The following is a 20,048-nucleotide window of genomic DNA, read 5'->3' on the forward strand; positions in this document are numbered from 1 at the left end:
CCTGAGCGCGAGCGACAAGGCGAGCGGCGTCCCAGGCGCGGCCGATCAGAGCTGCCCGTACTCACGGATCCGGTCGCGCGCTTCTCCCTCGTCTCCCTCGTCGGGCTCCAGATCGACGACGATCCCGAGGCGCGATTCGACGTAGGCCGCCCAGAGGGTTCCATGCGCCGGAACGCTGGTCCAAGCGTTCATCTCCGTGATCGACAGGAGTCCATCCATGCTCCGGTCGAAGATTCTTATGTCCCTGAACCGTAATCCGCACGTGAAACCGAGCTGGACGTTCAGGTTACGGGAATAGACGTCTCCGCCGAGGAAGATGTCGATATACGTGGTCCGGACAAGGGTCGCCTGCGGCCTCAAGGTCGTGGTGAACATGGGAAGAACGGCTCCGATCAATTGGTACATTTGAAAGCTCGTGGCCGCGCTCGCACGGAACGGTCCGGCCTCGTACGTAGCGTGGATCCCCAGCTTCTTGTCTTCTATCGTCGACATGTTCTCCTTGCCCACTCCAACGCCGATGAAGTACCCGATGTTGAGCTCCTGGGTGGGGCTCGCGGTCTGCCCGAAGCTCACCATCGCTGTATGGACGGCCCCCGGAGCTGTTCCGCCGCCGTAAGTGACTCCGAGTCTCGCGAGATGGGGGAGCTTCGTCTGAACGATGCCGTTGAGATGGAGGCCGTCCCAGTGGAACTTCTCTGGGGGCTGTGGCTCTTGCGCCGATGCCAAAGCGGCAATGGTGAATACTCCAAGACCTGACAGAGCGCGAAACAAGGGCTGCCCTTGCCTGCTCGAACGGCTAGTCGACGGCGCCCGCGACACGAACGGCGGCGTGAAATGTGTTCGCGTCATTCGGCCTGCATGCGGTCTATGCACGCTGGGTTCTTCACCAGTTCATCGATGTCGATGTCGTCGTAGTAGCTCTTGAACATGTAAGCACTTTCCATCACGTGGATGCCGCGACGATCGCTCGCAATATCCGGCCGTGACGCGTCCTCGAAAGATCTTATCACGTCGGAGCAAGTTGAATATTGGCCTCGAGCCAGATCTCGAATGCTCAATATGGTTTCGCAGTCGATCGTGTCGCTGCCGAGTATGGCTTTGTACGCACCGAACAGTCCACTGAAGACCCTGCAGTCCATGGCTAGCACCTCTAGCTCGCTCGCTTGCGATTCGATTCTGCATTGCTCCGAGAGCTCTGGCACGGGTGACGGTGCGCGTTTGCCTTCGTCGACGTGGAGACGTCCATCTCTCTTCTGAGCATGGTGATCGCGACGCTGGAGGGTCGTCTCACAGCTGGCCAACCGCTTCCGGGTGACGCTCAGGGTCGACCAAAGATCGGGGTTGCTCTCGCCGGCGGCGTACTGGCGTGCTTGAGGCTGTTCGTTGCTCTTCACAGAGATTTTTCCTAGATTGTATGCCGCCGCCAGCGCCGCGACCGCGATGGCCCCAAATCCAATCCATGCTGTCGGTTTTGACGATGTTCCCATGTGTCGAACGTTACGGGTTGAAGTCCTGGTGCGTGTGTGAGAATGGCGACCGTGGCCTGCCCGACCAGCGGGGCGATGGCTCCCGCGAGATGAACGACGGCGTAATCTGGGCTCGATTCATTGAGGCCGCATTTGGGCTATGCACTCTGGGTTTTTTACCAGAGCATTAATGTCGCCGGGGTCGCCATATTCGTTCCTGATCGCATAGGCGTCTTCCGACGCGGCAATGGCGAGCGGGTCGCTCATGGCATCCTGGTAGGTGGCGCCCTCGCTGTTTCTTATGATGAAGGCACAGAGGGTGGACTGTCCGTGGGCCATGGAGTGAATGTCCAAGACGATTTCGCAGTCGATCGTGCTGCTGCCCATTATTGTCTTGTATGCATCGAAATGTCTCCTGAGGCTCCTGCAGCTTGCAGCCAGGAGATGCAGCTCATTCACCTGCAATGCGACGATGCATCGCTTCGGAAGCGTTGGCTCAGGTGAAGGTGTAGGGTTGTCTTCGTTGGTGTGGGGCGTTTTCTCTCTCTTCTGAAGATGCTGGTCGTGACGCTGGAGGTTTTTTTCGCAGCTGGCCAACCTCTTCTGGGCGACGCTCAGAGCTGACCGAAGATCGGGATCGCCCTTGCTGGCGGCTTCCTGGTGTCGTTGAGGACGGCTGCCGCTCTCCGCCGCGGTTCTTCCCAGGTTGTATGCCGCCGCCAAGGCGGCGACCGCGATGGTACCTAATCCAATCCATCTTGTCGGCTTCGGTGATGTTTCCATGGTGGACATCGCGGGGTGGCGACAATGGTTATTTCCCGAAGGTCGTCTGGTGCAGTGAGAATGATCTCCAGAGAGGTTATAGGCTAGTAGTGACAAGGCTCCTTTCTAATCGGCCTTATTCCAATATCCTGAGGGATGATGATTAGACTGATGCCGCTGACGGGCTGCAGCGACTCGCGCCATTGCGGGCATTTTTTCGAATTTATCGTGTTTACGAATTGGTTCTGTAGCGGTGTCGTCCTAGAGCAGCCAATCAACTGAGGGGATTCGTCTTCTGGTGCACACAGCGCTTGGCAGGTGGGGGATGGATCCATGCACGTTGGCTTTGGTGTTTCGTCGAAGATCGTGCATCCGGTTTGGGATAGTACGGTCGCGGAAATGATCTGGGCGAGGCTGGGACGGCTCGTCCTTGAACGACGAAGTGTTGCGATCATAGGCTCTTGCTCTCAGGGGCATCTGGTGGTGGCTCGCGTTTGCCTCAAGAAGCAGGCAGGAGGATACAGGAAAGGCTGTCGTTCTTCGATGAATCCGTGCGTATGGCTGCGGCCAAACGTTGCGAGCGAGTGCGTCGAGCTCGCCAAGGCACGCGCGCGATGTCCAGGACGTCGGGAGCAGGCGATGACTCGCGGGGCCGGTCGCGGACAATCTCGGTTCGCTTCCAGGAGATCGATGGTGGCCAATCGGTTCGCGCGGTCCACGCCGCGAACGCTCGTTGGCAGCGGACCCATTCCCTGGAGCGCAGCCGCCCCTCGGTTGTCCGGGCCTACGCGGCCCTGAAGCGGCTCCGGGCCGAGGGACGCCGCACGCTCGCGGAGTCGATCATGGCATTCTGGGCGGTGGGGCCCATGGTCGGCTCTGGGCCGCTCGCAGGCGCCCTGGTCGCGGCCCCCCGCAAGGCGGAGCGCGGAGAGCTCGCGGATCGGGTGGAGCTGCTGCCGAGCGCGAGGCGATGATCGCCTGTTCTTCTCGCGGGCTTTATGCCTGGCAGCAGAAGGTCGACGGCTCGGCCGGCATCAGCTCGCCGGTGGGCTCACCGCCGCTCGGGGCGCAGCCGCCGGGATCCACGGCAACGACCTCCGCCGACTTGCTGCCGAGGGCGACGCCGGGCGGCGTGACCCCGCAGAACGGCGTCGTCGAGCTCACGACGATCGACGCGAGCGCCTCCCCGCACGCGCCGTCGCTGTAGACGGAGGCCATGACGGTACACGACGCGCCCTCCAGCTCCCCGCAGCCGCACTCGGAGCAGCCGCGCGTGTCCTCGGCGCCGCCGTAGAAGACGTGCCTGACCAGGTAGGGCTCTGCGCACGTCACGTCGCCCTCGTGGAAGATGCACGTCAGGAAGCCGCCGGGCGGCGGGACCCCGGGCTGGTCCGGCGAGGGCATGCAGGTGCTCCGGTCGCCCACGCACTCCGTGTAGGCGCCGGGCACGCAGGCGAGCGCCCGGGTCTGCCACGGGTCGAGGAGCGCCGGCGGTGGCGGCTCGTCCACCCTGGGCGTGCACGCGCCGGTCGCCGTCACGATCGGCGCCTCGATGGAGACGGACTGCACGCACGGCCTCCCGCCGCAGTCCTGGCCGGCGGGGATCGCGTTCGCAGCGGTGCAGGCGCCGTCCCAGCCGTCGGGCGCCGCGAAGGGGGTCGTGACGCCGCCTGGATCGCCGGGACACGTTGAAGAAGCGTGCACCGACCAGCCCAGCGGGAGCTGACACGAGGCGGTGGCCGCGTCGGGCGGATCGCACAGGCAGGCCGCGCAGGCGAGGGGTGCGGGCGCGAGATCGGCGAACCCCTCGTAGCCGATGTTCGGCGCGGCGGCGGGGCAGTCCGGCACCTGGTCCCGCGGGCCGAACCAGAGGAGCGCCGGGCCGAACCAGCCGAGCGGCGCCGGTGGGACGCAATCGCCGGCGCAGGCGGTCTCATCGCCGCCGCCGGTCCCGCCGCTCCCGCCCCCGCCCCCGCCACCCTCGCCGCCGGCCCCACCGCCGCCTTCCTCGGGCCATGGGCAACCTGGGAGGCCATATTCCTGCGGCTGACAGGGACCGTAGACGGTCGGATCTTCTCCGGAACAGCCAGGCAAGAAGAGGGATCCTACGAGCAGGGGGATAAAGGTTCGCATGCCGGACAAGATACGTAGAGCTGGCACGCGTTCACAACAGGCAGATTTCACGAGAGAATCGATGGCACCGAGCATTGTGGTTTCCTTCTGAAATTTCTCACATCGTTGGCGAGGAGAGCCGGGCTCCACAAGGTCGTTCAGTACGTCGCCGTGACACCGAGTCCGAGCGCTGCGGCGACCGGAGGCGAAGACCATCGGATGGATCCAGCGCTCTCCCGCCGCCCGCCTTGGCGCCGGAGCACCGCGTCCGCCACGATTGCGCTGGCCTCGGCGTATCCGTGCGCGCTCCAGCTGTCCGAGATGGCCCAGGCGCTACCAAGCCGCGCTCCAAGGCTGAACAGATGGTCGTCACGTACCGTCATGTCCCACGGATGTCGGGGCACGAACCGGACGAAGCCGGCGGTCGCGACCCCGCAGCCGAAAAGGTGATGGCCGTGCAGGCAGCCCACACCAGCCGCCGTGAAGGCCCTGGAGCTGATGGTCATCTCTTTCACCTCCTGCGCCAGCGAGACGAGCGCCCGCCCCTCCATCGCGATCGACCATCCGGACCGGCGAACGCCAAGCGACAGCGTCATGCCAGCCGCGGCCCCCGGCGTGATCCCCAGGCCCACGGTCGCCCCGAGCCCCGCTTCGAACCGCAGCGGCTCCGGCGGGGGCGGCGCCGCCTCCGGCGGTGCTGGCGCCGCCGGCGCAGGCGGCGGCGAGGGCGGCGACGAGGGGTCGGACCGCGGCGACGCCTCGGCTGGCGGGCGAGCCCGCTCCGGCGCGCCCAGGATCTGCGCCACGATGGCCAGGGCCACGCCGGAGAGCAGCTCCTCGCAGCCGCTGCGGGTGCTGAACCCCTCGGCCCAGATCGTCTCGCCCTCGCTGTCACGCAGCGCCATGGAGGCCGTGAGCTCCGGCCCGTCCGGCGCGACGCTGACCGTGAGGACCCGCGGCGCGTCGTCCTGGAAGGGGTCGGCGCCGAGCCCGCGCGCCACTTCCGCGCGCAGGAACGCCTCGTCGGGGCAGCGTTCGGCGCCCCGGCCTCGCACCACCTCGATCCGCATCGAAGCCCGTGGCGGCTCCGGCGCGGCGCGCGCCTCCACGCCGCAGAGCAGGATCATGGCCACCCCGACGGCGGCGCGCGCCAGGCGCCCCGCGCGCCGGCGAGATCGGATGGATCGGGTGGTGCGTCGGGCGTGATGTGCGCCGAGCCCCTGTCTGGCCGCGGGCCTGATCATCGCGAGGGCGCTCCTCCCGACGCGCCGTGCGCCGGGGGGGCGAGGCGCGTCCGGGCGACCGCGCGAAGCCGCTCCCGTATCGACTTCAGCCGGCCTGCGGGGAACCGGGCCTCGTGGACGTCGAGCAGGCGGAGCGCCCCGGCCGGGTCACCGGCGGAGAGGCGCTCCCGCGCCACGTCGAGCAGCCGGAGCTCCTCCACGAACGAGTCATCGCGCTCGCTGGCCCCGCCGGCCCGCGGCGCCGCCCGCGGAGCAGCAGGGCACGGGCGGTGGAGCGCCTCGGGCGCGGGGGCGACGGGCTCCCGCTCCGGCGCCTGCTGCGGCGTCGCTGCAAGGCACGCGGTGCGCGCGGGCAGCAGCTCGGCCCGCAGCTCGGGCAGCACCGGCCCGAAGCGGCGAGCCCAGAGGGCCGGCGGCGGCGCGAGGGCGAGCAGCACGGCGACCGTTCCAGCGACGCCCGCGGCAGCCGACCCGAGGGCGAGGGCGATCCTTCCTGGCCTCCGTGGCAGCGTCGCGGTGGCAGGCGAACGCGGCGGCGGTCCCGGCGGAGCCGGCGGCGCAGGCGCTGCCGGCGGCGGTGCCGGCGGCGCGGATGCCGCGGGCAGCGCAGGCGCTGCCGGCGGCGGTGCCGGCGGCGCGGATGCCGCGGGCGGAGCAGGCGCCGGCGGCGCGGGGGCCGCCAGCGCCGAGGTGCTCGCGCCGCCGTCGCGCGCCAGGAACTCCGACGCCACCGGGAACGCGAGCCAGCAGCCGCGCAGCGCCTCCCGCTGGTCCGGGCGGAGCCGCGCGACGGCGGCGCGGTAGTCCTCTCGGGCCAGGCGCAGCCGGTTCGCGGCGGTGTTGTAGTTGATGCCGAGCTCGCGCGCGATCTCGACGATCGGCACCTCGAAGGCCTCGTGCAGGACGAGCAGGACCCGCCGCTCGGGGGCGATCGTGCCCAGCACGTCGATCGCGAGCTCCAGCCGCTCCCGCTCCAGGACGCGCTGCTCGCCGCTCGGCCCGGGTTCGACCGCCTGGCCGCGCGGCCCGAGGTGCAAGCCGTCCGGCACCTCGCGGCGGCGGTAGGCGCGCTCCAGGTGCTTGCTGACCTTCCGCCACGCGATCCCGAAGAGCCACCGGGCCTCCGCGTTGCCGCGCGGGCGCCGGCCGTCCCGCTGCGGCGGATCGCCGGCCGCGTCGGCCTCGCGCGGAGGCGGCGGCGAGGCGGAGGCGGGGTAGTCGGGATCGAACCGATCCAGGCTCTCGTACGCCGCAAGCAGGACGTCCTGGACCAGGTCGTCGATGTCGGGCGCGGCGACCCCCAGGAGCCGGAGCGAGCGCGGGAGCGTCTCAAGCGCTGCGGCGTGAACGGAATTCCATGTCGCGGTGCGGGAGGCGTCGGCGGAAGGAACGTGGGTGCTCATACCCAGAATTGCGGGGAGCTCTTCGGGTCTGTTTGGAAATCGCACCGCCCGGCGCACGGGACGGAGGCGCTCCCGCGGCGAGCGCCGCGCTCACGACAGGCTGCGGCCCTCGGGCGGGATCCACGCCGAGTGGGGCGAGATCGTTTCCATGTGGGCCAGCACCTCGACCTGACCCCAGCGCTCGAGCGCGTCCATCTCCGCCGGACCGAGCAGCCGCCGGATCGCGCCCCAGGTGCGCTCGAACTCGAGCGCGGACAGGTGCTGCGACAGCGCGGTGAGGGGGCTCAGGTCGGAGTCGTCGCCGCGGTACGCCGCGTAGGCCTCGGCGTCCCATCCTTCCAGCGGGAGCGCCTCCGCCTCGGCGATGCGCCGATCCAGCGTGTCCTCGGCCTCCGCCCACGCTCGGGCGATCTGGAAGAGCTTGGCGATCTTGTCGAGCGGCAGGCCGAACCGCGCGACGCGGTGCTCCTTGCGGCGCGATAGCCACACGACGAGCACCTGCCACATGGTCCGCCAGTCCGGCAGCCGGTCGAGCACGAAGTAGCGCTCCTCGATCCACGCGCGGATCTGCGCCGCGGCCGCCGTGCCCTGGGAGCGCTCCACGTCGGCGAGGAACGCCGCGATGTGCACCGCGATCATGCCCTCGTAGTCCCGCTCCTCGTCGTCCAGCGCCTCGATCGCGATCTCCGCCCGGACGCAGCGGCGCGCGGCCGTCTTCACCGCCTCGACGTCATCGATGCGGAGCCCCAGATCGGGCCAGAAAGGCGCCGCCCTGTCCAGGCTGAGGAGCCGGACAGCGTGCGTGTAAGCGTAGGATACATTGAGGTCGAGGAGATCGAGGGTGGGGGTCACCGGCAGCGTGGCTCGGACATCCATGGCAACCCAACCCTACCAGCCGGGTGCATCTCCAGGCGACCCCCGAGGCGCCCGCCGCCTCGTTCGTTCGCTGGAGCGTCGACCGCCGCGCGCCCGCGCTCGGAGCGCCGGAGAGCGCCTCTCCGGCCGGAGCCGTTCTAGAATGCGGGCATGCGACTCGAAGGCCCGCGCGCACCGGGCACGCCGCTCGCCCTCGCCGGGGCCGCCTCGCGGAGGTCGTCGTGACGGAGTCCGCCCACCGGCCCGAGATCGAGCGCGCGCTCCGCTTCATCGCCGCGAACCTCGAGCGGCCCATCACGGTCGCGGACGTCGCGCGCGCGGCGCGCCTCAGCGAGTTCCATTTCCACCGGGTCTTCCACGCGGCGGTCGGCGAGCCGATCGGGCGGTTCATCACCCGGAGGCGGCTCGAGCAGTCGGCGCTGCGGCTCGCGTACGAGCCGGACCGCAGCGTCATGGATGTGGCGCTCTCGTCCGGGTACTCGTCCGCATCGAACTTCTCGAAGGCGTTCGCGGCGCACTTCGGCTGCAGCCCGTCGCAGGTGCGGAGCCCGGAGCGCGGCCTCCCCGTCGCGATCGGGAAGCTGACGTCGCTCTACGGAAAGGACTTTCGGCCGGAAGAGCTCTATACACTCCCGCCCGAGCGCGGGGTCGACGAGCGGCGCCGCGAGGCGGCGGCGTGGAGCGGGCGGGTCCGCTTCGAGACCACGAGCGGGCTCGACTTCGCGTGCCTCGCCAGCCCGGGCGGGTACGACGTCCCGGCCCTCGAGCACCTCTGGTCGGACCTCATCGCCGCCGCCCGGCAGCTCGGGCTCTGCGAAGACGCCGTGGATGCCTGGGGAATACCGCACGACAGCCCGCAGATCACCGCCCCCGAGCTGTGCCGATACCACGCCTGCGTGCCCTGTCCGGAGGCCGTCCCGCTGCCGCCCCCGCTCTTCCGCGGCCGGATGAGCGAGGGCCGCTACGCCGTCTTCCGCTATGCCGGCGAGGTGTCCGGGATCCCAGAGGCGTATCGCAGCATCTATTCGTGCTGGTTCAGGGAGAGCAGCCTCGCGCCCGACGACTTCACCTCCTATGAGCGCTACGTCACGGACGAGCCGAAGGACGGCCGCGTGGACCTCGAGCTCTGGTTCAAGGTGCGGCCGCGCCGCTGACCGCAGCGATCACCGGAGCGCGGCGCGGGTGACGCGCGCCGAGCAGCCCCGGAGCTGCATGATCCGTTGCCCATCGCACCAACGTCATCCGGTCGCGAGCGCGGCTTCTCAACAGCGATGCGCTTCTGATACAAGCCATCTTGTCTGAGGGGGACATAAACGGGAGGGAGACGATGGCGAACGAAATGGACGCCTCTTCGGCGCTGCTGCACACATTTTTCGCGTCCTGTCCAGAGATGCTCTTCATCGCGGGGATCGATGGGGATGTGCTTCACGCGAGCGGCGCGCTCCGTCAGGCGCTGGGGGCCGGGATAACGCATGGCAATTCGCTCTCGGCGCTCGTCCATGCGGAGGATCGCGCCGACTTCGCCGCTGCGTGGAGCCGGCTGAAGGAGCAAACAGAGCCGGTGCAGGTCGATGTGCGCCTGATGGACGCCCAGGGCGCTTACCGGCGTCTGAGGTGCAACGCGAGCCGGGCGCCCGAAGGGGGCACGATCCACGGGTCGCTGCGGCAGGCCGACGCCGACGGCGAGCGCAGCCCGGCAGAGCCGAGCCTCAAGGAGCGGCTCCTCGACGGTCTGGCAGACAACCTCCAGGTCGTCCTCTGGGCGATCGACACCGAGGGGACCGTCATCTACCACGACGGCAAGGGGCTCGACGCCGCCGGGCTCGCGAGGGGCGCGCTCCTCGGGAAGAACCTGCTCGAGCTCTATCCCGAGAAAGACCGCATCGTCCTGCGGAGAGCGCTCGCCGGCGCGATGGCCCATGACCACAACACGGCGCACGGCGTCCACTGGGAGAGCTGGGTTGTCCCCGTGCTCAACGAGCGCGACGAGGTCGACGCGGTGCTCGGGTTCTCGCTCGACGTCACCGCGGTGAAGCGCGCGCAGGAAGAGCTGCGGGCCAGGCTCTCTCAGATCGAGAAGCAGCAGGAGGTGATCCGCAACCTCTCCACGCCGATCATCGAGGTGTGGAACGGCGTGCTGACGCTCCCCATGATCGGCGTGGTCGACAGCATGCGGACGGCCGAGGTGATGGATGCGCTGCTCGCGCGCATCACGGAGAAACAAGCCCATTTCGCGATCCTCGATCTGACCGGGGTCGACATGGTGGACACGAAGGTGGCGAGCCACCTCATCGAGCTCGTGGCGGCGATCCGCCTGCTCGGCGCCGAAGGCATCGTCGCCGGCATCAAGCCGAACGTCGCGCAGACGATGGTCGCGCTGGGGCTCGATCTCTCGACGATCTCGACGCAGCGCGATCTGCGGGCTGCCCTGAGCTACTGTATCCGGCGCATGGCGCCGCAGCCGCCTCGGGAAAACCGCGCCAGCGTGACGGCCAGCTGACGGTCCACGCGCGGCCCCAGCGCCGCTCGGGCTTCGCACCGGCGCCGGAAGACGCCTCCGGTGCGACGCTGTCGCCCTTTTTTCGGCGGATGTGCTCACCCGGAGGGTGCAGAAGCGCGAGAACGGAGCGATGATGCGGCCGGTTGTGACGTTCCAGCAGCGGGGGCCGCGATGGGCCCTCGCATCGGGCTCACGGGGTGGGTGCGTGCACACGACGGCCGAAGATCGCGCAGAGACTCTTCACATCGATCCACGTCTCCTGATCGAGGCCCTGGACGACCCCGCGCTCGTCATCGACGCGCGGGGCAGCGTCCTGTGCAAGAACGAGCAGCTCGATCGCCTCCTCTCGGGGCTCGGGGCGCCGAGCCTGCCGCTGACGCCGGAGGGCGATCGCGTGCTCCTGTCGCTGGCGCCCGCGGCCGCCGACGTCGCCCGGATCCAGGCGATCCTCTCGGGCGAGGTCGATCGCGCCGAGATCGACCTCCCGGACGAGGGCCGCGGCGCGCCGCGGTGGATGCTCCGCGGGCTCGCCTGCACGATCGGCGGCGGCCGCGGCGCCCTGCTCCGCCTCATCGATGGAGGCGAACGCAGCGTCCGGGAGCACCAGCGCCGGTGCGCGCAGGTGGTCGAGTCCATGCACCTCGGCTGCACGTTCATCACCCTCGACGACCCGGAGGATGACCGGTCGCTCCGGTACGTCTACATGAACCGCGCCGCCGAGCGGATCGCCAGCAGGCCCACCGCGGCGATGCTGGGCCGGACCATGGACGAGAGCGTCCCCAGCCTCCGGCAGATCGGCATTCCGCAGCGCCTGGCGGAGCTGATCCGCTGCGGCGGGACGGACGAGAGCGAGGTGATCGTCCCCTGGGAAGAGGGCACGCGCGTCATGACGACGTGGTCGTTCGCCGTGGGAGATCGGTGCGCCGCCGTGGTCTACGACGACGTCACCGAGCGCAGGGCGACGGAGGCGTCGCTCGAGAACGCGCGCCTCCTCCTCGACAGCATCGTCGAGCACCTCCCGCTGATGCTCTTCGTCAAGGATGCGGCGGAGCTCCGCTATGTACGGGTGAACAAGGCTTTCGAGGAGTTCCATGGCCACGCGCCAGGAGAGCTGATCGGCTTGTGCGCCAGCGACTTGTTGCCGCCGGCGCTGGCCGCGAAGATCGACGCCGAGAGCCGCGCCGTGCTCGCGGGGGGCGTGCCGGTCGAGGTCCCGGAGCTCCGCGTCCCCTCGGCGCGCTTTGGCGACCGCATCGGCCGCGCCCGGTTCGTCCCCATGGAGGACGCCGTGGGCAAGGGCCGTTATCTCCTCGGGCTCGTCGAGGACATCACCGAGCGCAAGAAGATCGAGGACGCGCAGCGCCAGGAGTCGATCCTCCTGGAGACCCAGCGGCGGCTGATGGAGCTCATCCAGGAGCTCTCGACGCCGAGCATCCCCATCCACCCGGGCATCCTCGTCGTCCCGCTCGTCGGCCAGATGGACAGCGCGCGCGGCGCCCAGCTCGTGGAGTCGCTCGTCGCCGCGGTCGAGCGGCACCAGGCCGAGTTCGTCATCATCGACATCACCGGCGTCACGTCGGTCGACACCGCGGTGGCCAACCACCTGCTCCAGGCCACGCGCGCCGCGGGGCTCCTCGGGGCCGAGTGCAGCGTCGTCGGCGCCTCGCCCAGCATCGCCCGCACCGTGATCGAGCTCGGCATCGAGCTCGGCAAGCTCGCGACGCACCGGGACCTGCAAGCCGGGTTCCGGCACGCGCTGGCGCGGAAGGGGTATGTGATCAGCCCGCGCGCGGATCGAAGGGCCTGAGCGCGGCGGAGCCGTCCGCGGACATCGACGGCGATCTCGGGCCACGGCGGCTCCGAGGCGTCTTCACCCGGAGATCCGGGCACGGGCGCGCGGAAACGGAGCCCGCCCGCGCCGGTGCGCAGCAGCGCCACCGGGTAGCCCGCGAAGGCCGCCGTCCGGGAGACGCTCTCGATGACGATCCAGGCGACCGCTTCGTCCGCCACGACGGCGATCTCGCCCTGCGCGGGCGCGCCGCGGTCGCTCTCGCGGGCGCGGCGCGCGTCCAGCTGCACGAACAGCTCATCGATCTTGGTCAGCCGGCCGATCTCGACGATGCTCTTCGCGTCGCCGACGAGCCGGCCGTCCAGGAGGATCTGGCGGCCTCGGATCTCGACCTCCGGCGGCGAGGCCGCGTCGGGCGGGGCGTCCGGAGCGACGGGCGGCGCCGCGGGCGCGATGGGTACGGCGATCGGGCGCTCGGTCGGCGCTCGGTCGACGCGCGCGGGCGCAGGCGCGGCGCACGCGCAGAGCGACGCTGCCAGCAGGACGACGGGGCACCAGGTCGGGTGAGGCATCGAGGGGTTCTCCAGGGTCGCGACGCTCGACTGCCGCGGACCGAGGAAGGGAGCAACCATGTTCGGACGAGCGCGAGACGAGGCTGGCGATGCGGTGAGGGCCTGACCCTTCCGCTCGTGCCCCTTGCGATCCGGCCGGTCCGCACCAGAGCCTCCGGACACCGCTCATGCCTGAAGGCGACACCCTCTTCCGCATCGCCGCCGCCCTCGGCCCCGCGCTCACGGGCGCGCCCGTCGTCGCGCTGGAGCTGCCCCGGAGCGACCAGCCGTGCCGCCGGCTCGTCGGCCGCCGCGTCGAGCGCGTGGAGGCGCGCGGCAAGAACCTCCTGATCTTCTTCGACGAGGGGACCGTCCTCCACACGCACCTGCGCATGAGCGGGGCCTGGCACCTCTACCGCGAGGGCGAGCGCTGGAGGCGGTCCGAGGCGACGGCGTCGGCCATCCTCGCGGTCCCGGGCTACGTCGCCGTCTGCTTCCGCGCGCCCGTCGCGCGCCTGCTCCGCGCGAGCGCCCTGCGCGGCGATCGCCTCCTCGGCGGCCTGGGCCCGGATCTGCTCGGCGGCGCCTTCGACGCCGCCGAGGCGCTCCGCCGCCTGCGCGCCCTCGACGAGGCGCCGCTCGGCGTCGCCGTCATGGACCAGCGGGTCGTCGCAGGCATCGGCAACATCTACAAGAGCGAGCTCCTCTTCCGGACGCGGCTCGACCCCTTCGCCCCGGTCCGGGCGTACTCCGACGAGGAGCTCTCCGCGATGCTCGACGTCGGCCGCCGCCTCCTGCAAGCCAACGTCGAGCCGCGGGACGCCGCCAGCGCGTACCGTGGGCCGACCGCACATTACATGACCACACGCACGACGCGCGCCGGCGGAGACCGCAGGAGGCCAGTCAGCGTGTACGGCCGCGAGGGGTACGCCTGCTACGACTGCGGCGCCGCGATCCAGATGCGCCGGCAAGGGACGATGATGCGGTCGACTTACTTCTGTCCTCGCTGCCAGCCGACCCGCGCCGCGCCGCCGGCCGGGCCTGCTCCGTCCGCGCCATGACCACGGCCGCCGTCGGGCCGCGCTGCGGCGCGCGCGCGAACGCCAGCACACCCCCGGTGATCGCGCGGCGCGCGCAACCGTGCTGCCCGGCAGACCTTTCCGGCGCTCCGATCGTACGATCCGCTCCATGCGCCTCACCCTGCTCCTGCTCCTCGCGCTCGCGCCCGGGTGCAGCCACGCCCTGGACGAGCCCGTCACCCCGGACGACGCCGGGAGCGCAACGCCCCCTCCGGCCCCCGTCTCCTCCTCCTCGGCCTCGGCGGATGCGCCGGGCTCGCCGCCCGAGACGGGCACCGCCGAGGCCGAGATCGACCCCCGCCTCGCCCCGCTCATCGCCGCCGCCTTTCGCGACTACAAGCCCTGGGGGCGCGTCGACGACGAGCTCCGCTGGGCGCCCTGGCTGTGCCGGATGCCGCTGCCCGGCCGCGTCCGCATGAGCGCCGCCGAGGACGGCGGCCACGCCCGCAAGCTCTACTCGGTGTTCGCCAAGCACCGCGATCGCTATCCGCTCGTCGATGGGCAGGCGCCCGTCGCCCAGCCGGTCGGGCAGGTCCTGGTCAAGGAGAGCTTTGTCCCCGAGCTGGTGGAGGACGGCGCGGCGGCCGCCCTCCCGGGCGCCGGCGCCACGCCGCCGGACGCCGCGGACCACTTCGATCCCCTCCTGCGCGACGGCGATCGCGTCTACCGCGCGTCGCGCCTCGCCGGCGCCTACGTGGTGCTCAAGGTCGCGCCGGACACGCCCGGCACCGACGCGGGCTGGGTCTACGGCACGGTCACGCCCGCGGGCGAGGTGACCTCCGCCGGCCGGGTCGCCTCGTGCATGGGTTGCCACGTGAGCGCCCGTCACGAGCGCGTCTTCGGGCTCGCGCCGGCGCCGTCCGCGGCGCCCTGACGCGCTCCAGACGCCGCGGCAGCGTCGACGATCCCGGCGAGCGCATCCAGCGACATCGGCTTGACGAAGTGGGCGTCGAACCCTGCCGCCTCGGCGCGGCGGCGATCCGACGCCTGCCCGTACCCGGTGAGCGCGATGAGCGCGCCCGAGCACAGCTCAGCCTCTCTCAGGCGCCGCGCCACCTCGTAGCCGTCCATCCCAGGGAGCCCGATGTCGAGGAGCACGAGATCGGGCCGATGCTCCGCCGCGGCCTTCAACGCGCGCGGGCCGTCATCGGCGATCCACACCTCTTGCCCGAGGGCCAGCAACGCGTCGGCGAGGGTGCTCGCCGCGTCCACGTTGTCCTCGACGATGAGGACGCGGAGCTTCCTCGCCGCCGGAGACGGCTGCTCTGCGTCCTTCGAGGGCGCGGCCGTCGCCCCGGCGGCCGCGGCGGGTAGGCGCTCCTCCGCCGCAACGGGGAGACGCACGATGAACTCGCTGCCTTGCCCTGGCCCCGGGCTCGTCGCTTCGATGCTCCCGCCATGGAGGGCGACGAGATCGCGGACGATGGTCAGCCCGATTCCGAGGCCGCCGGGCGCCCGATCGAGGCTGCGATCCGCCTGATGGAACAGGTCGAAGACATGGGGCAGCACCTCCCTCGCGATCCCGATCCCATCGTCGCGGACGCGCAGCTCCACCTGGTCGCCGCGCTGCGCGACCGTCACCCCGATGTGGCCCCCGGGGTCGGTGTACTTGCACGCGTTGGTGAGCAGGTTGACGAGGATCTGCTCGAGGCGGACGGCGTCCCCGAGGACGTGGACGGCGGCCGCCGGCAGCGCGAGCCGGATCTGGTGCCGCCGCGCCTCGATCGGCTCGCGCGTCGACTCCACGGCGCGCGCCACGGCGGCCTTGACGTCGATCCGCTCCTTGCGGAGCTCGATCTTCCTCCGGGTGATGCGCGACACGTCGAGCAGATCGTCCACGAGGCGCATCAAGGTCCTCGTTTGCCGCGCGATCACCTCGACGTGCTTGTCCGGCGGCCCGCCGCGGCTCCGCCGCCGGAGGAGCTCCACGGCCACGCAGATCGGCGCCATCGGGTTGCGCAGCTCGTGCCCCAGCATGGCAAGGAACTCGTCCTTCCGGCGATCCGCGTCGGCCAGCGCGTCCTCGACGCGCTTTCGCTCGGTGATGTCCAGGGACGAGCCGACGAACCCCAGGAACGTCCCGGCGGCGCCGAAGCGCGGGGCGCCCTGCGTCACGACCCACCGGCTCTCGCCGTCCCGGCGGAGCATCTGGCACTCCAGCGTGAACGGCTCGTGCGTCTCGATCGATTCGGCGCACGCGCTCGCGACGAGCGGGCGATCGTCCGGGTGGACCGCGTCGAGCCAGCCGTCCCCCAGCTCCTCGTCGAGGGAGCGCCCCGTGAAGCGCAGCCACGTCGTGTTGACGTACTCGCACCCGCCGGAGGGCCCGGACATCCAGATCATCATAGGGGCGCAGTCGGCGAGGGAGCGGAAGCGCTGCTCGCTCTCGCGGAGGCGCTCGACGTCCTCGTCGACCTGGCGGCGCAGCCTGGCGATCTCGATGCGCCCGCCGACCCGCGCGAGCAGCTCGCGGACCGAGAACGGCTTGACGAGGTAATCGTCCGCGCCCGCCTCGACGCCGTGCACGCGCGACGCTTCCCCGGATCGGGCCGAGAGGAGCACCACGGGGACGAGCCGCGTCGTCGGATCGGCGCGCAGCGCCTGGAGGAGGCCGAACCCGTCGAGCCCGGGCATCATGACGTCGGTGAGCACGAGATCGGGCGCGCGCGCGCGCGCGGCGCAGAGCGCCGCCTCGCCGTCCTCGACGGCCTCGACGGTCCACCGCGCCGCGAGGATCTCCCGGAGGTAGCTCCGCATGTCGGGGTTGTCCTCGACGAGCAGGACGTGGCCGGCCGGGCCCTCCGCCGGGCGCGCGTCTCCCGCGCTTGCCGGTGGCCCGAGCGGCAGCTCCGCCGGCGGCGCGGGCCCGGAGATCCACTGCGACGCTTCCTCCACGAACGCCTGGACCGTCACGGCCGTCATGCCGAGCTCCCGCTCGGCGCCGATGCGCTCCGCAGGCACGTGCGCGGATCCGGCGGGGATGCGGACGGTGAACGTGCTGCCACGACCGACCTCGCTCGTCGCCTGGACGTCGCCCATGTGGAACCGGACGAGCTCCCGCACGAGCGCGAGGCCGATGCCGGAGCCCTCGTGGCTCCGCCCGCGCGCCGCGTGCACCCGGTGGAAGCGCTCGAAGATCCGGGGGAGCTCGTCGGCGGGGATCCCCGTCCCCGTATCGCGGACCTCGAGGAGCACGTGTTCGCCGCCCCACCGGAGCGAGATCGCGATCTCGCCCTCGAACGTGAACTTGAACGCATTCGAGACCAGGTTGAGGACGATCTTCTCCCACATCTCGCGATCGACGTAGATGCGCTCCGGAAGCGGCGGGCAGTCCATCACGAGCCGGAGCCCCGCCCGCTGCATGGCCCCGCGGAACGCGTTCGCCACCTCCGCGGTCAGCGCCGAGAGGTCGAGCGCCTCGTAGACCATCTTCATCCGGGCGTCCTCGATCCGGGCGAAGTCGAGCAGGGTGTTCACGAGCTTGAGGAGCCGCCGCGCGTGGCGGCGCGCGAGCTCGACGAGCTCGCGCTGCTTGCCGGTGAGGTCGCCGGGCGCGCCGGTCAGGAGCTCGTCGATCGGGCAGAGCATGAGCGTGAGCGGCGTCCGGAACTCGTGGCTCACGTTCGAGAAGAACCTCGTCTTGAGCTCGTCGAGCCGGCTGAGCTGCTCGTTCGCCACGCGGAGCTGCTCGTTCGCGCGCTGGATCTCCTGCGCCCGGAGGAAGACCTCGGCCTCGACCCGCTCCGCCCGCGTCTTCAGCTCCTCGGTGCGCCGGCACTGCTCGATCCCGCGCTGCTTCAGGCGGACGAACTCGGTGACGTCCTCGACGCGGTGGATGATGTACGCGACCTTGCCATCCGGCCCCAGGAGGGGCGAGTTCAAGGGGCTCCAGTACCGTTCCTCGAAGCCGCCTCCCTCCGCTTCGGGGCGCGGGATATCGTATTTCTGCACGGCCATGCTGTCCGGGGCGCCCGTCTGGATCACCCGCTCGAACGAGGCGCGCAGGTTCGTCGTGCCGGTCGCGTGCAGATCGTCCGGGTTGTCGGGGAAGGCATCGAAGGCATTGCGACCCAGGAGCTCCTCGCGCCGCGTGTTCGCGGCCCGGAGAAAGGCGTCGCTCGCGGCGACGATGGTGAAGTCTGGACGGAGCACGACGTAGTTTCCCGGGATCCCCTCGAAGATCGCGCGGAAATCGGGGCTCGCTGGCGGCGCCTGCTCGCTCTCCGATCGCTGATGCGACGCTCTGCGCGTGATGAGGCTCGTGGTCATGGCCAGATCTTCAAGAGAAGACCTGGTGCCTGACATCACCCATCGCTACCCGGATCGTCGCGCCCCCGCGACGCTCGGCCGCAGCAGCGAGCTTGGCGCCGGCTCGCCGCTGACGGGCGCTGTCTCTGGCTCCTCCGGCGCGGGCTCCATGATGCGCGCGACCCACGACAGTCCCTCCACGTTCTCCAGCGTGATCTTCGCGACCATCATGATGGGCACCGACAGCAGCGCTCCCGCCGGCCCCCAGAGCCAGCCCCAGAAGAGCATGCCTATCAGGACGGCGAGCGGTGACAGGCCGAGGGTCCGTCCGAGCACGCGCGGCTCGAGCACGTTGCCCACCAGCAGGTTGATCAGGAGGTACCCGATGGCCACGAGGGCCGCGGTGCCGGGGCCCTGGCTGGCCAGCGCGGCGAGCACGGCCGGGATCGTCGCGACAGCCGCGCCGATGTTGGGGATGAAGTGCAGGACGAACAGGCTCGACGCCAAAAGGAGCGCCAGGTCCACGCCGAGGAGGACCAGGAGCACATAGGCGAGGACGGCGACGAGCAGGCTCGTCAGCGTCTTCACCACGAGGTACTTCTTCACCTCCCGCACGATGCGATCGACGTGCTCGAGGCCGCGCGCGGGGGTCGAGAGCAGCCGCCGCACCTTCGCGCCCGCGCCGGCGCCCTCGCAGAGCGCGAAGAACACGACGAGGAGCACCACCCCGAGGCTCGACGCCGCGCTGGCGACCGTGACCGCGGCCCCGCCGAGGAGGGGGACGAGGGACGCCGTGTGCAGCGTGCGCGAGAGGAGCTCCGGGTTCACCGGGAGGCCGCGCTCCGTGAGCGTCATGGCGAGCGCCTCGGTCATCGAGGACATCCGGACCAGGTAGACCGGCACCTTCTCCTCCAGCTCCACCCCGGCGATGGTGACCACCGCCCCGACGAAGACCAGGATCGCCAGATCGACGACGAGCGCGGCGAGCGCCCCGAGGGCCGCGGGCAGCCCGCGGCGGGTCACCCAGGTCGCGATGGGCGACGAGATCGCCGCGAGCGCGACGCCGAACAGCACCGGCACGAGGAACGGCTCGGCGTGGCGCAGCCCGACGATGACGACGACCGCCGCCGCCGCGACCACGACCCTCTGAGCTCGACGAGACATCGTGAAGATCCCCATGCCCAACCTCGCTGCTGACGGGTTCTCGCGTCACCTCCGCTCCGGTGGAGCGGAGGTGACGCAGTCCCGCGAGGAGCAAGGGATGCGCCACGCTCCGTCCCGCCCCGATCCGCGGCGCGACGGCGTGGATCGCTATCGCGCGGACACCCGGGCATCGCCGGCTTGCCCGCCGTTCAGCGGCACCGAGCCGTGCTGGGCGGCGTCGGTCTTCGGCGTCGTCCCGGTGACGTACGCCTTGACGGCCTCGACGAGGAACCTGAGCCCGGCCGCGCCTTCGTTGTCCCAGTACTCGCCCTCGCGCGGGCTCACGTGGATGAGCGCGAGGGAGGGATCGTCCTTGCCCTGCGGGAAGAACACCTTCGCCTGCTCCGACCACAGCGCCTCGATCTTCGTCCGACTCCGCACGATCGAGGCGCTGCCCGACAGCGACAGGAAGCGGCGCCCCTCCTGGAGGGTCACATTCACCTCCGGCTGCGACTCGATCTCATCGACCTTGCCCGAGTCGATGCTCGTCATGAACCAGACGTCCCCGGTGTCGCTGTCGACCTTCATGAGCGCCATCGGACGCGCCCGCAGCGCCCCGTGGCTGGCGTGCGTGACGAGCATGGCAGTCCGGAACTTCTTGAGGATCTCCAGCAGCTTCTCCCGCGATCCAGTTTCCATGGTTTCCTCCATCGAGCTCCGGCCTCAGTGCCAGATCCGGACCATGGCCGGGGCGCGCGGTGGAGGGCGCGGATCATGGCTCTGCCGTGCCGCACCGAGCGTGCGCTCGAGGCATTCCGCCACAGCGTCTGGCGCGGCCCGCCGCGCCCGCGCAGCGCTGGAGCTGGGGGAGCGGG

At 70.6% G+C, this 20,048-nt stretch carries 17 protein-coding genes; 7 read left to right on the top strand and 10 right to left on the bottom strand.

What is annotated here, in order from left to right; genetic code table 11:
* Positions 1–45: 45 nt before the first annotated feature.
* The 3 genes from WMF44_RS19075 to WMF44_RS19085 form a co-directional block, all read right to left on the bottom strand.
* Positions 46–771, bottom strand: coding sequence for a hypothetical protein (locus WMF44_RS19075; protein WP_437300548.1), 726 nt, complete (start codon positions 769–771; stop codon positions 46–48).
* A 74-nt stretch (positions 772–845) separates the two neighbouring features.
* Positions 846–1,487: a hypothetical protein gene (locus WMF44_RS19080; protein WP_437300549.1), complete on the bottom strand. Its 642-nt coding sequence runs from the start codon at positions 1,485–1,487 to the stop codon at positions 846–848.
* 117 nt (positions 1,488–1,604) lie between these two features.
* Positions 1,605–2,249 carry a hypothetical protein gene (locus WMF44_RS19085; protein WP_437300550.1) on the bottom strand — a complete coding sequence of 215 codons (645 nt, stop codon included), beginning with the start codon at positions 2,247–2,249 and terminating at the stop codon, positions 1,605–1,607.
* Positions 2,250–3,070: 821 nt separating this feature from the next.
* On the opposite strand from WMF44_RS19085, the gene WMF44_RS19090 reads away from it, so the two are divergent.
* The gene (locus WMF44_RS19090; RefSeq protein ID WP_437300551.1) at positions 3,071–3,202 is read left to right on the top strand and encodes a hypothetical protein; all 132 of its coding nucleotides are present in this window, start codon (positions 3,071–3,073) and stop codon (positions 3,200–3,202) included.
* Between the two features lie 22 nt (positions 3,203–3,224).
* Here WMF44_RS19090 and WMF44_RS19095 read toward each other — a convergent pair whose 3' ends face one another.
* The 4 genes from WMF44_RS19095 to WMF44_RS19110 all read right to left on the bottom strand — a co-directional run bounded on the left by WMF44_RS19095 (position 3,225) and on the right by WMF44_RS19110 (position 7,863).
* Positions 3,225–4,361, bottom strand: a complete 1,137-nt coding sequence (locus tag WMF44_RS19095; RefSeq protein ID WP_437300552.1) for a hypothetical protein — start codon at positions 4,359–4,361, stop codon at positions 3,225–3,227.
* Between the two features lie 137 nt (positions 4,362–4,498).
* Entirely contained in the window at positions 4,499–5,467 is a 969-nt protein-coding gene (locus WMF44_RS19100; RefSeq protein ID WP_437300553.1) for a hypothetical protein, read from the bottom strand.
* A 113-nt stretch (positions 5,468–5,580) separates the two neighbouring features.
* Positions 5,581–6,987, bottom strand: coding sequence for an RNA polymerase sigma factor (locus tag WMF44_RS19105; RefSeq protein ID WP_437300554.1), 1,407 nt, complete (start codon positions 6,985–6,987; stop codon positions 5,581–5,583).
* Between the two features lie 90 nt (positions 6,988–7,077).
* Positions 7,078–7,863: a hypothetical protein gene (locus WMF44_RS19110; RefSeq protein WP_437300555.1), complete on the bottom strand. Its 786-nt coding sequence runs from the start codon at positions 7,861–7,863 to the stop codon at positions 7,078–7,080.
* A gap of 221 nt (positions 7,864–8,084) precedes the next feature.
* Between WMF44_RS19110 and WMF44_RS19115 the strand changes: the two genes are divergently transcribed.
* From WMF44_RS19115 to WMF44_RS19140, 6 genes are all read left to right on the top strand, one after another.
* Positions 8,085–9,017, top strand: coding sequence for an AraC family transcriptional regulator (locus WMF44_RS19115; protein ID WP_437300556.1), 933 nt, complete (start codon positions 8,085–8,087; stop codon positions 9,015–9,017).
* Positions 9,018–9,190: 173 nt separating this feature from the next.
* Positions 9,191–10,363: a PAS domain-containing protein gene (locus tag WMF44_RS19120; protein WP_437300557.1), complete on the top strand. Its 1,173-nt coding sequence runs from the start codon at positions 9,191–9,193 to the stop codon at positions 10,361–10,363.
* Positions 10,364–10,568: 205 nt separating this feature from the next.
* Positions 10,569–12,170 (top strand): PAS domain-containing protein, encoded by a 1,602-nt coding sequence (locus WMF44_RS19125; RefSeq protein WP_437300558.1) that lies wholly within the window; start codon positions 10,569–10,571, stop codon positions 12,168–12,170.
* A 171-nt stretch (positions 12,171–12,341) separates the two neighbouring features.
* Positions 12,342–12,719 (top strand): hypothetical protein, encoded by a 378-nt coding sequence (locus tag WMF44_RS19130; RefSeq protein ID WP_437300559.1) that lies wholly within the window; start codon positions 12,342–12,344, stop codon positions 12,717–12,719.
* Positions 12,720–12,891: 172 nt separating this feature from the next.
* The gene (locus tag WMF44_RS19135) at positions 12,892–13,764 is read left to right on the top strand and encodes a DNA-formamidopyrimidine glycosylase family protein (protein ID WP_437300560.1); all 873 of its coding nucleotides are present in this window, start codon (positions 12,892–12,894) and stop codon (positions 13,762–13,764) included.
* A gap of 127 nt (positions 13,765–13,891) precedes the next feature.
* Positions 13,892–14,656, top strand: coding sequence for a hypothetical protein (locus WMF44_RS19140; protein WP_437300561.1), 765 nt, complete (start codon positions 13,892–13,894; stop codon positions 14,654–14,656).
* On the opposite strand, the gene WMF44_RS19145 is transcribed toward WMF44_RS19140, so the two are convergent.
* The 3 genes from WMF44_RS19145 to WMF44_RS19155 form a co-directional block, all read right to left on the bottom strand.
* Positions 14,608–18,051: an ATP-binding protein gene (locus WMF44_RS19145; RefSeq protein WP_437300562.1), complete on the bottom strand. Its 3,444-nt coding sequence runs from the start codon at positions 18,049–18,051 to the stop codon at positions 14,608–14,610. The two genes, WMF44_RS19140 and WMF44_RS19145, sit on opposite strands and share 49 nt — an antisense overlap.
* Before the next feature lie 45 nt (positions 18,052–18,096).
* Complete coding sequence (locus tag WMF44_RS19150) at positions 18,097–19,194, bottom strand: AI-2E family transporter (RefSeq protein ID WP_437300563.1); 1,098 nt, start codon at positions 19,192–19,194, stop codon at positions 18,097–18,099.
* A 147-nt stretch (positions 19,195–19,341) separates the two neighbouring features.
* On the bottom strand, positions 19,342–19,872 hold the full coding sequence (locus WMF44_RS19155; RefSeq protein WP_437300564.1) for a pyridoxamine 5'-phosphate oxidase family protein: 531 nt from the start codon (positions 19,870–19,872) through the stop codon (positions 19,342–19,344).
* Positions 19,873–20,048: the final 176 nt, after the last annotated feature.

Origin of the sequence: Sorangium sp. So ce426 (assembly GCF_051475585.1) — a bacterium.
Taxonomy (GTDB): domain Bacteria; phylum Myxococcota_A; class Polyangia; order Polyangiales; family Polyangiaceae; genus Sorangium; species Sorangium cellulosum_B.